Here is a 12,314-nt window from a genome sequence, read left to right as displayed (position 1 = left end):
CCAAAATCATTAGGCCAGTTCAAGCTCGCTCCCACAGGTTCCGCGGCGGTAGTGGGTTTGGCGGTTTTTCACGACATTTTGTAGGGGCTTGTTACTACCATCGTCGAATGGTTCTATAGGCCCGGCCCGGCTACAACGGGGTCATACAAAAACAACTATTCCACCGAGGTAAGAAAGATGAGTGCGGCTTCCCTGTATCCCGTTCGTCCCGAGGTTCTGGCTAACACGCTGACCGACGAGGCGACCTACAAGGCCATGTACCAGCAGTCGGTCGTCAACCCGGACGGCTTCTGGCGCGAGCAAGCCAAGCGCCTCGACTGGATCAAGCCTTTCACCACGGTGAAGCAGACTTCCTTCGACGATCACCATGTCGACATCAAATGGTTCGCCGACGGCACCCTGAACGTTTCCTACAACTGCCTCGACCGTCATCTGGCAGAGCGCGGCGACCAGGTCGCGATCATCTGGGAAGGCGATGACCCTGCCGAAAGCCGCAACATCACTTACCGCGAACTGCACGAGCAAGTCTGCAAGTTCGCCAACGCCCTGCGTGGTCAGGACGTGCACCGCGGCGACGTGGTGACTATCTATATGCCGATGATCCCCGAAGCCGTGGTCGCCATGCTGGCCTGTACCCGGATCGGCGCGATTCACTCGGTGGTGTTCGGCGGGTTCTCGCCGGAGGCCCTGGCAGGTCGCATCATCGACTGCCGCTCGAAAGTGGTGATCACCGCCGACGAAGGCATTCGTGCCGGCAAGAAGATCCCGCTCAAGGCCAACGTCGACGACGCGCTAACCAACCCGGAAACCAGCAGCATCCAGAAAGTCATCGTGTGCAAGCGCACCGGTGGCGACATCAAGTGGAATCAGCATCGCGACATCTGGTTCGAGGACCTGATGAAAGTGGCCGGCACCGTGTGCGCGCCGAAGGAGATGGGCGCTGAAGAAGCACTGTTCATCCTTTACACCTCCGGTTCCACCGGCAAGCCGAAGGGCGTGCAGCACACCACTGGCGGTTACCTGCTGTATGCAGCCATGACCCACGAGCGCGTGTTCGACTACCGCCCGGGTGAAATCTACTGGTGCACCGCCGACGTCGGCTGGGTCACCGGCCACAGCTATATCGTCTACGGCCCGCTGGCCAACGGCGCGACCACGCTGCTGTTCGAAGGCGTGCCGAACTACCCGGACATCACCCGGGTGGCGAAGATCGTCGACAAGCACAAGGTCAACATCCTCTACACCGCGCCGACCGCGATCCGCGCCATGATGGCCTCGGGCACTGCCGCTGTTGAAGGCGCCGATGGCAGCAGCCTGCGCCTGCTCGGTTCGGTCGGCGAGCCGATCAACCCGGAAGCCTGGGACTGGTACTACAAGAATGTCGGCAAGTCCCGTTGCCCGATCGTCGATACCTGGTGGCAGACCGAAACCGGCGGCAACATGATGAGCCCGCTGCCGGGCGCTCATGCCCTCAAGCCGGGTTCGGCGGCGCGTCCGTTCTTTGGCGTGGTGCCGGCACTGGTGGATAACCTGGGCAACATCATCGAAGGCGAGGCCGAGGGCAACCTGGTGATTCTCGATTCGTGGCCAGGCCAGGCGCGTACGCTGTATGGCGACCATGACCGCTTCGTCGACACTTACTTCAAGACCTTCCGTGGCATGTACTTCACCGGTGACGGCGCGCGTCGCGACGCCGATGGCTACTACTGGATCACCGGGCGCGTGGACGACGTGCTCAACGTGTCCGGCCACCGCATGGGCACCGCCGAGATCGAAAGCGCGATGGTCGCGCACCCGAAAGTCGCCGAAGCCGCTGTGGTCGGTGTGCCGCACGACATCAAGGGGCAGGGCATTTATGTCTATGTCACCCTTAAGAATGGTGAAGAGCCGAACGAACAACTGCGTCTGGAGCTGAAAAACTGGGTGCGCAAGGAGATCGGCCCGATTGCGTCGCCGGATGTCATCCAGTGGGCGCCGGGGCTGCCGAAGACTCGTTCGGGCAAGATCATGCGCCGGATTCTGCGCAAGATTGCGACGGCGGAATATGACGGGTTGGGGGATATCTCTACCCTGGCTGACCCGAGTGTGGTGCAGCATTTGATTGATACGCACAAGACCATGAATGTCGCGTAAGCGGCGGTTGTGAGTCACTGGAAGCCCTGTCAGGTGTTGAGCCTGGCGGGGCTTTTTTGTGCCTGAGGTTTTTGTGTAGGCTGGGCTGGCCTCTTCGCGGGCAAGCCCGCTCCCACAGGGATTTGCGGTGTGTATGCGATCTGAATCACACCACAAAAACCTGTGGGAGCGAGCTTGCTCGCGATAGCGGTTTGGCAGGCGCTACAGCAACATCTACCAATAATTATCGGGTTCCTCTGTCGGCTTTTTCCTACTGTTACCTGTGTTCTTTCAGGTTACTGAATGTGTAACCGCATCGCTTCAATACGGGGCATTGGGAAACGCCAGGCCCCACATCAGGGTTGAAAAGGCACCGCTGAAAAATAAGACTCCACGCTGCGCTTGCCGGATTAGAAGGGTTTGCCAATAATAGGCCCGCAATTTGCAATATAGATCGGTTCAATGTCTTTTGCTCTTGCATGAATTTGCAGGGCTGTCAACGTGCCAAAACGGCTTTCTCGGTGCTTCTGTAATTAGTTGTCGCATTGAAGAAATATCGGCTTCGGGCCTGTCGTTAGAATGCCGATCACTCGCTCGTCGTTGCCCGTGTTGAATTTAAACACCGGCTTCCCAGGACGCAGCACTGCTTTGCGGTTCAACTCACTCGCATATTGGGCTGTTGCTCACTCTGCCGTTTTTGCCCATTACCGATGGAGTCCCAAGATGAAGAAACTCGTGCTGCTTGGCGCCCTGGCACTGTCCGTGCTGTCCCTGCCAACCTTCGCCGATGAAAAACCTCTGAAAATCGGTATCGAGGCGGCTTACCCTCCGTTCGCGTCGAAAGCGCCGGACGGCAGCATCGTTGGTTTCGACTACGACATCGGCAACGCTTTGTGCGAAGAGATGAAGGTCAAGTGCGTGTGGGTCGAGCAAGAGTTCGACGGCCTGATTCCTGCCCTCAAGGTGCGCAAGATCGACGCGATCCTGTCGTCCATGTCGATCACTGAAGACCGCAAGAAGTCCGTGGACTTCACCAACAAGTACTACAACACCCCGGCTCGCCTGGTCATGAAGGCCGGCACTCAGGTCAGCGACGGCCTGACTGAGCTCAAGGGCAAGAACATCGGCGTGCAACGTGGTTCGATCCACGAGCGTTTCGCCCGCGAAGTCCTGGCCCCGCTGGGTGCCGAGATCAAGCCATACGGTTCGCAGAACGAAATTTACCTCGACGTGGCCGCCGGCCGCCTCGACGGCACCGTGGCAGACGCTACTCTGCTGGATGACGGTTTCCTGAAAACCGACGCCGGTAAAGGTTTCGCGTTCGTCGGCCCTGCGTTCACCGACGTCAAATACTTCGGCGACGGCGTAGGTATCGCGGTTCGCAAGGGCGACACGGCTGAGTTGGGCAAGCTCAACGCCGCCATCGCCGCCATTCGCGAGAACGGCAAGTACAAGCAAATCCAGGACAAGTACTTCGCCTTCGATATCTACGGCAAGTAATACGTCCCGGCGACAAGTCCGAAATGGCGCAAGCAACAGGATCTCTGAGGTTTGCGCCATTTTTTCATCCCAACTTTCGAGGACCTGAATCATGTTGAAAGGCTACGGGGCTGTCATCCTCGATGGCGTTTGGCTGACGCTTCAGCTCGCCTTGTCGTCCATGGCCCTGGCCATTGTCCTGGGCCTGATAGGCGTGGCACTGCGTCTGTCGCCAGTGCGCTGGCTGGCCTGGCTGGGCGATCTGTATTCCACGGTGATCCGCGGTATTCCCGACCTGGTGCTGATCCTGCTGATTTTCTACGGCGGCCAGGACCTGCTCAATCGCGTCGCTCCGATGCTCGGTTATGACGAGTACATCGACCTGAACCCGTTGGTGGCCGGTATCGGCACCCTGGGCTTCATCTTCGGTGCGTACCTGTCGGAAACTTTCCGTGGCGCCTTCATGGCGATCCCCAAAGGTCAGGCCGAAGCCGGCATGGCCTACGGCATGAGCAGTTTCCAGGTGTTCTTCCGGGTGTTGGTGCCACAGATGATTCGTCTGGCGATTCCGGGTTTCACCAACAACTGGCTGGTGTTGACCAAGGCCACCGCGCTGATTTCGGTGGTGGGTCTGCAAGACATGATGTTCAAGGCCAAGCAGGCGGCCGATGCCACCCGCGAGCCTTTCACCTTCTTCCTCGCAGTGGCGGCGTTGTACCTGGTGATCACCAGTGTCTCGTTGCTGGCATTGCGTCACCTTGAGAAGCGCTACTCGGTAGGCGTAAGGGCGGCTGATCTATGATCTTCGACTACAACGTCATTTGGGAGGCCTTGCCGCTGTACTTCGGCGGCCTGGTGACCACCCTCAAACTGCTCGCGCTGTCGCTGTTCTTCGGCCTGCTGTGCGCATTGCCGCTGGGCTTGATGCGCGTCTCGAAGAACTCGGTGGTCAACATGTCCGCCTGGCTCTACACCTACGTGATCCGCGGCACGCCGATGCTGGTGCAGCTGTTTTTGATCTACTACGGTCTGGCGCAGTTCGAAGCGGTGCGTGAGAGCTTCCTCTGGCCGTGGCTGTCCAGCGCAACGTTCTGTGCGTGCCTGGCGTTCGCGATCAACACCAGCGCCTACACCGCCGAAATCATCGCCGGCAGCCTGCGCGCCACGCCGAACGGTGAGATCGAAGCGGCGAAGGCCATGGGTATGTCGCGCTTCAAGATGTACAAGCGCATTCTGCTGCCGTCGGCCCTGCGCCGGGCACTGCCGCAGTACAGCAACGAAGTGATCATGATGCTGCAGACCACCAGTCTGGCGTCCATCGTGACCCTGATCGACATCACCGGTGCTGCGCGCACGGTCAACGCCCAGTTCTACCTGCCGTTCGAAGCCTACATCACGGCCGGCGTGTTCTACCTGTGCCTGACCTTCATGCTGGTGAAGCTGTTCAAGATGGCCGAGCGCCGCTGGCTGGGCTACCTGGCCCCGCGCAAGCACTGAATACCACTGACTGACTGTTTTTGTGAGAACCGACCGCATGTACAAACTTGAAGTCCAAGACCTGCATAAACGCTATGGCAGTCACGAAGTGCTCAAGGGTGTGTCCCTGAAAGCGGCAGCCGGCGATGTGATCAGCATCATCGGCTCCAGTGGCTCCGGCAAAAGTACTTTCCTGCGCTGCATCAACCTGCTGGAGCAGCCGCACGCGGGCAAGATCCTGCTCAACAACGAAGAGCTGAAGCTGGTGGCGAACAAGGACGGCGCGTTGAAAGCCGCTGATCCGAAGCAGCTGCAGCGCATGCGTTCGCGCCTGTCGATGGTGTTCCAGCATTTCAACCTGTGGTCGCACATGACCGCGCTGGAAAACATCATGGAAGCGCCAGTGCATGTGCTCGGCGTGTCCAAGGCCGAAGCCCGTGAAAAGGCCGAGCACTACCTGAACAAGGTCGGCGTGGCCCATCGCAAAGACGCGTACCCGGGCCACATGTCCGGCGGCGAGCAGCAGCGCGTGGCCATTGCCCGTGCGCTGGCGATGGAACCTGAGGTGATGCTGTTCGACGAGCCGACCTCGGCCCTCGACCCGGAGCTGGTCGGCGACGTGCTGAAGGTCATGCAGGCCCTGGCCCAGGAAGGCCGGACCATGGTCGTGGTGACCCACGAAATGGGCTTTGCCCGTGAAGTGTCGAACCAGTTGGTGTTCCTGCACAAAGGTGTGGTCGAAGAAAGCGGCAACCCGCGTGAAGTGCTGGTGAACCCGCAATCCGAGCGTTTGCAGCAATTCCTGTCCGGCAGCTTGAAGTAATCAGGACTGCCGTTGTGCACCGCGATAGTGCATGCTTCGCGATCTGGAGGCCAGCCCCTATCCCCTGTGGGAGCGGGCTTGCTCGCGAAAGCGGTGGGTCAGTTTGCTTCTATGCCACAGACACACTGCCTTCGCGAGCAAGCCCGCTCCCACATTTGATCTTTGCCGGTTTTAAGATTTGCGTTCATTTACGGGCTAGCATTGGCCCATGCCTTCATCATTGTTCTCCGCTTCGGATTGCCCACCATGACTGCCCATCGAATTGGTTTCCTGATTTGGCCCAGCACTAAAGCACTGACGCTTGCGCTGGCTGAGGAGGCCTTGCGTGTTGCCCAGCGTGTGCATCCGGACGTGGTCTACGAACTGTCGTTCTTGCAGGCCGAACCTCCGAGTGAAAGCGCCTGGCAATTGCCCGGTGAAGCCTGGACCGGCAAGCTCGAGAACTTCCAGAAACTGTTCCTGCTCGCTGACGAACCACCGACTGCACTGGCGCCGGCGCTCAGCAGTGCGCTCAAACAGCTGGTGCGTTCCGGTTGCGTGATCGGTGGTCTGTCGGCCGGTGTCTACCCGTTGGCGCAACTCGGTTTGCTCGACGGTTATCGCGCGGCCGTGCATTGGCGCTGGCAGGACGATTTTGCCGAGCGCTTTCCGAAGGTCATCGCCACCAGTCATTTGTTCGACTGGGATCGCGATCGCCTGACCGCGTGCGGCGGCATGTCGGTACTCGATTTGCTGCTGGCGGTGCTGGCCCGCGACCACGGTGCGGAACTGGCCGGTGCGGTGTCCGAAGAACTGGTGGTCGAGCGCATTCGTGAAGGCGGTGAACGTCAGCGTATTCCGTTGCAGAACCGTCTCGGCTCCAGCCATCCGAAGCTCACGCAAGCCGTGTTGCTCATGGAAGCCAACATCGAAGAACCGCTGACCACCGACGAAATCGCCCAGCACGTGTGCGTGTCCCGTCGGCAGCTGGAGCGCATCTTCAAGCAATACCTCAACCGCGTGCCGAGCCAGTACTACCTGGAGCTGCGCCTGAACAAGGCCCGGCAGATGTTGATGCAAACCAGCAAGTCGATCATCCAGATCGGCTTGTCGTGTGGCTTTTCCTCGGGGCCGCACTTCTCCAGCGCCTATCGCAATTTCTTCGGTGCCACGCCGCGGGAAGATCGCAACCAGCGGCGCAGCAGCAGCCCGTTCGAGTTGTCGTCGGTGCCGTCCGAGCGCGGTTGAGGCTCACTCGTCAGGCTCGGAATCTTCCGACGTCGACACCTCCATTTCCACTCGTTGGATGACGGCCTCTACACTAAAATCCGCGGTGGTTTTTTTGCAGTAGGCGATAAGGATTTGCAGGCTCTGTTCGTTTAGCGGATTGCCTCGCAGAATGATGCTTTCGGCGATTTCCAGCGGCAGTTCCAGAATGTCGCTGGGGATGTGAACGATCTGGTTGTCACTCAAATCCGCCAACCCCAATGACTTCAATTGCAACATGCCAGCGGGCAGTTCACTGATGCCGGTGTCGTTCAGGATCAACGCTGCGAGGTCGGACATCTGGCTGACGTCCGGTGCAAGTGCAAGCGGATTGTCACTCAAGTCCAGATAGTCGAGGCGTTCCATTCCCGCCAATCCCTGGATGTCGTTCGTGCTCAGGGTGAGATTGCATTCGCTGAGCGTCAGCGCCTTAAGATTGCCCATTTTGAAGATCGCGTCTGGAATTTCCTGCAGTGAGTATTCGCGCAGGGTCAGGCTCTTGAGGCGTGAAAAGCCTTGCAGAAAAGGTCCGGCACCCGACGTCATGCCAGCGTCGCTGCGCAGGCTCAAGGCCGTGACATGACTGAAGTCGGCGCTCAGTGCGGGTAGATCACCGGTGATGACCGTGTTCAGGATCATCTCATAAGTGAGTTCGGGCGATTCATTGAAGTCGTCCAGATCGGTTTCCCGGCGCCAGCAGCGTTCCATCAACAGCTTGAACTCATCGCGGTTGAGGTGCTCGAGCAAAAGCTGTTGAGCGGTGAAGGGTTGGCCGCTGTCGGGATGAACGGCCGGGACGTCGGCCGTCCAGGCCGCCAGTTCGTTGCGCAAGGTGTCGTACTCGGTTTCCAGGCGTGCCAGTTCGGTTCTACCGTCGGCGAGCGTACCGGGCAGGCGATAGATGAAGTCGCTGGCTTGCTCATTATCCAGCCCTGAATAAAGCACTTGCAGGCGCTGGATGTCAGCCTGGCCGGCAAAGATGCCAAAGTCGCGGCGAGTCTGGTTGAAGTGGGTTTTTATCCGCTCGCGACCGGTAGCGGAAATCGGGTTGCCACCCAGGTCGAATCCTTCCTGCACGCTGCTCGGCAAACTGAACAGCGCGGCGGGAAGTTCTGTGATCCGGTTGTCGTTGAGCAGCGCGGTACGAAGGCGGGGGCGCGACATCAATCCGGGTGGCACTTCGGACAGGCCGGTACCGGAAACATCGATGTAGTTCAGGTCTGGCATGTTCTCCAGAGTTGGAGCCAACCCAAGAGGGTTTTTATAAAGGTCGAGCACCTGAAGATTGTTCAGCGAGGCCACCACGGTCTGGCTTCGTGCGTTGAGGGTGACTGCGCAGTCGCTCAGGATCAGCTCATTGAGTTGTGGCCACTGCTCAATGGCGTCCGGCAGTTGACCGAGGTTGAAATTGCGCAGCGCCAGCCGATGCAGGCCGGAAAATCTCTTGAGGAATTCGTTCACGCCGTGGGTGGTGCGATGACCCTCCAGCATGAAGTTGTGAACTTGCGCAAAATCGACGCTCAGCCTGGGTAGCTCCCCCCATATTGGCTGGGAGAACTGGAAGGAAACCAGTGCGTCATTGGCGCTATCCCAGGTGGACTGGCGACGCCAGCAGTCCAGCAATTGTCCCATCAGCTGGCGACGGATGTGTTGCTGGTTGCGTATTTGGTCGGCGCTGAAGCTGACTTGCATGTCCGGAGCGAATCGTGGGACTTCAATGAGCCAGTTATTGAGCTCTTCAAACAACTGCACGTGCTGGTTGATCAGTCGGTGCAACTGCGCACGGGGGCCGTCGGGATGCTGCTGCAAGCGCTCAACGAAGCGTTGCAGTTGCTCTGGCGTCAAATGCGGAAACAGTGAGTGAGTCCGGGTTTGGAGCGAGAGGGTGGTATTGAGGGGCATCTGCCGATAGCCATCGGTGCCGCCAAGCAAACGCATCACGGTGGGATCGTAGGTGGCTTTAAGGATCGGGTGCTGTGCGAGCAGCAAACGCAATGCGTCACGATCCAGTGCGTGTTCACGAATCATTTGCTGGAGTCTTTCACCTTCGCCGATGTTGACGTTCAAGGCGATTCGCTCGCTGTCGGGCAACGCCTGCAACAGGCTTGAATACAGTGTGTCGGCATTGTTCAGAGGTTCTCCGTCAGCATCAAAGGCTTCATAGGCGCCTTCGGCGTTCAATGCCAGCACCTTGCGCGACGTAGCCTCTGGATTGCCGATGCTGTCGATCAGTGGACCGTCTTTTGTGTAGTTGCGGATTTCCAGTCGGACTTGTCCCGACCAGCCTGGCAGGCGTTCCAGCGAATGCAGGGCCAATCGATGGGTGTCAATGTTGTGGGGTGTCGATGGCAGATCGAGCCCTTCACAGGCACGTGTAATCCGCACTTGAAGGTTTGCCTGCTGCGCCATCTCACGCAGGCGTATTGGCACTTTTCCATTTTCGATCTGACGCCGCTCTGCGGTATTGGCACTGTCGAGCAGCGCCTCGGCAACACTGGTGGGCAGGCCCGGTTCAGCGTCTTTGATGTGTTGCACCGGTGAACTGACGCCATGTTCAAGCCTGCGATAGCGTTGTTCGAACAAAATGTGCCTTTTTGTCTGCGCCAGCATTGCCAGGTGGTGGCGCAAGGTTCGGGCCCGGTTTGCAAGGCTGGGCGTGGGTGCACCGAACTCCTCCTGCATCAGTGTCCTTACTTCGCTATCGCTCAGGGTTTGCAACACTGTCTGCAGCAAGTCGTTATCAACCAGTCGTGCCAGGTCGATCTGCACCAAAGGCTGGTCTGCGGCGACACGCTCCCAAACGGTTTTCGCCCCGTCAACCAGGCGCAGCCCTTGATTCGCCGGCCAGTAACCGTAATCGCAGAGCAGTTCCAGTTGTGTGGCCGGGTCGGCATTGAGGTAGTCGTCGGCGCGTTGGCTGTCGATCCGCTCGATGAAAATCTGAAGATCCTGATCAATCTTGAAGCGCTCGAGCGTGTCGGCCAGCAGTGGCGGCAGTTGTCCATTGCCCACATGCATTTTACGCAGGGCATTTTCGTGGCTGCCGCTGATGCTCAACATGCGTTCGCGCTCGCTCAATGAAAAGCGCTGCATGTCGGCACCGATGCGCCGCAGCAGGGTGGTTTTGTCCCAGGTCAGTGGTTGGTCGAGTACCGTTTGCCAGGCGCCTTGGCCGTTGTGCGCCAGTGCAGGTTGATAGGCGTCGGAGCGAGTGGGGTGTTCGATGCGATGCTGGCCGGTCAGCGGATCGTCAGTGACGGAATATTGTTTGCCTTCCAGCGAGAGCACGGTTTTGCCCTGGTGCCGATTCAGTCCCAGCGCATCAGTTTTTGCCTGCTCGGGCAGCGCGATGGATTGCTGGTACGTCGTCAGGTCCGGCTTCCAGTAACGGGCTTCGCCATTCGGCCGTTTGACTGAGTTGAAACGATCGATGAACTGTACGATTTCCCGTGGTAACACTGCACGAAATTCACCTGCTGCGATCGCGCCGCCCGCAGCAAAGGTGCCCACTTGCACGGCGGACTCAACGGCGCCGATCAAATGCCCTATGGCTTCCCGGCCCTGGCCTTCGGCCCAGTCGATGACGCCTTCGAAGGTTTCATCGAGTAACTGGTACGCCATGTAAGCCATCATCAGCTCGCCAAGAAACGGTACGAACGGCAGCGCGATAAACGCTGCAATGTTCAGCAGCGCCGAGGCGATTTCGGTGAAGGAGTCCCACAGTGCCCAGCGCGCCTTGCGGTCGACTGTGGCGGTGGAAACGGCGATGACCCGTGCGTCGTTGAGGATCTTGTCGAGTTTGCGCTGGTATAGATGAATCCACAGGTCACCCTCGATCGCTGCCGATCTCAGTCCCAGGTTTGCGCGAGGGTTTGGGGGCTCTCTCCAGGTCGGGCGTGAATCACCGGGTTCGACCGGTTGCCATGTAACGGGCGTGAGCGATTGGTTCAATTGCGAGAAAAAATACCCGCGATCTTCATGGTTGATGAAACGACTGAAAAACTGTTGATAGGCCGGGTCACGCAGGCGCTCGCCGAGTTCCAGCGCGAATGCCGCAGAAGAGGGATAGGCCTTGATCGGATGCAGCGGGTCATCGGGAATGTAGGCCACCACACTGACCGTTTCGCGAGCACTCTGCAGATCCGGCGCAAACATCACGATGCCCGTCAGGCGGGCATTCATGAGCGTCAATTCGTGAGCGCCCCATGCTTGACCGTGCAACCGCAAGTTCGGTAGCCCGTCGATCAGGCCCAGGATCAGGCGCTGGATACCGCTGCCCAAAAATTTTTGCATGTGCGCCATGTGCAAGGCCGCTGTCAGCGCTGTTTTCTGGCTCTCGTGAATTTTGGGCTGCAGGATGGCTGCGACTACCGGGTTGCTGATGCCCAGATTTTCTTCCAAATAGGTTTTATAGCGCTCGCCAATGTCCAGGTCCCGGCACAGGCGGGTAAACGCCACGATGGGCATCTTTTCCAGAATCGTTGGCAGGGCGGTGAACTGCCCGGAGGAAGAGGGTGGTGTGATGTAGGCCGAGGCGGGTTCAAAGGCGTCAGTTTCGGTTTCAGCGTTTTCGAAATTGTGCAGTGCCGCGTCCAGCAGCGACACGGTCCAGATGCGTGCAGCCCCGGACTTCATGCGCAGCCAGGGGTTGTGCGCGGGAATATAAAGGCGCAGAAAGATTTTGCTGACGTCCAGTTCCAGGTCGAAACGACTCTTGAGTGTCGCTTTCAACAGCGGTTCGGCGAAGGCTGAGGGATTCAGCAGATTCGCCAGGACCCGATCAACCCGACCCTGGCTTAGCGCATGGGTGGAAATCAGTTGGCCGAGTTCAGCGTGTTGATCTCGCGAGGCATCCTTGAGGCTGGCCGCCATTTTCGGATTGACGTTGCCTAGCGCTTCACGACGTTGTGGGGTTGCCTGGCGCAGCCAGGAAGGAATGATATTGAGCAGATGCTGATAATGCGTATCGGGCCTGGAAGCCTCGAAGCTGTCGCTATGGTCGGTATTCATGGGGATAGGTGCCGTCGATGTTGAGAGGCACCTAGGAAAACCCGTAAACACGAACGACGTGCGGTACATATTTACGGCACGGGGCGAATCGGCATCGGTATCGACGATGCAACCTGCCGCAAACCTGCGCCGCCAGTTAAACTGCGCCTTTGCGACCCTATATGTCGCA

At 58.8% G+C, this 12,314-nt stretch carries 7 protein-coding genes; 6 read left to right on the top strand and 1 reads right to left on the bottom strand.

Annotated elements, in window-relative coordinates:
- The first annotated feature begins 177 nt into the window (after nt 1-177).
- From acs to argR, 6 genes are all read left to right on the top strand, one after another.
- Complete coding sequence (gene acs, locus PMI29_RS01290; protein ID WP_008004234.1) at nt 178-2,133, top strand: acetate--CoA ligase; 1,956 nt, start codon at nt 178-180, stop codon at nt 2,131-2,133.
- 702 nt (nt 2,134-2,835) lie between these two features.
- Nucleotides 2,836-3,612, top strand: a complete 777-nt coding sequence (locus PMI29_RS01295) for an ABC transporter substrate-binding protein (protein ID WP_008004232.1) — start codon at nt 2,836-2,838, stop codon at nt 3,610-3,612.
- A 91-nt stretch (nt 3,613-3,703) separates the two neighbouring features.
- Nucleotides 3,704-4,393: an ABC transporter permease gene (locus tag PMI29_RS01300; protein ID WP_007992766.1), complete on the top strand. Its 690-nt coding sequence runs from the start codon at nt 3,704-3,706 to the stop codon at nt 4,391-4,393.
- The gene (locus PMI29_RS01305; protein WP_008004231.1) at nt 4,390-5,088 is read left to right on the top strand and encodes an ABC transporter permease; all 699 of its coding nucleotides are present in this window, start codon (nt 4,390-4,392) and stop codon (nt 5,086-5,088) included. Before PMI29_RS01300 ends, PMI29_RS01305 begins: the two co-directional genes overlap by 4 nt.
- A gap of 37 nt (nt 5,089-5,125) precedes the next feature.
- Nucleotides 5,126-5,890: an ABC transporter ATP-binding protein gene (locus PMI29_RS01310; RefSeq protein WP_007971015.1), complete on the top strand. Its 765-nt coding sequence runs from the start codon at nt 5,126-5,128 to the stop codon at nt 5,888-5,890.
- A gap of 246 nt (nt 5,891-6,136) precedes the next feature.
- A complete protein-coding gene (argR, locus tag PMI29_RS01315; RefSeq protein ID WP_008004229.1) occupies nt 6,137-7,117 on the top strand; it encodes a transcriptional regulator ArgR in 981 nt (326 codons plus the stop codon).
- 3 nt (nt 7,118-7,120) lie between these two features.
- On the opposite strand, the gene PMI29_RS01320 is transcribed toward argR, so the two are convergent.
- A complete protein-coding gene (locus PMI29_RS01320) occupies nt 7,121-12,145 on the bottom strand; it encodes a dermonecrotic toxin domain-containing protein (protein ID WP_008004228.1) in 5,025 nt (1,674 codons plus the stop codon).
- Between the last annotated feature and the right edge of the window lie 169 nt (nt 12,146-12,314).

The organism is Pseudomonas sp. GM49, from assembly GCF_000282355.1.
Taxonomy (GTDB): domain Bacteria; phylum Pseudomonadota; class Gammaproteobacteria; order Pseudomonadales; family Pseudomonadaceae; genus Aquipseudomonas.
This window is presented reverse-complemented; position numbering and strand designations above follow the sequence as displayed.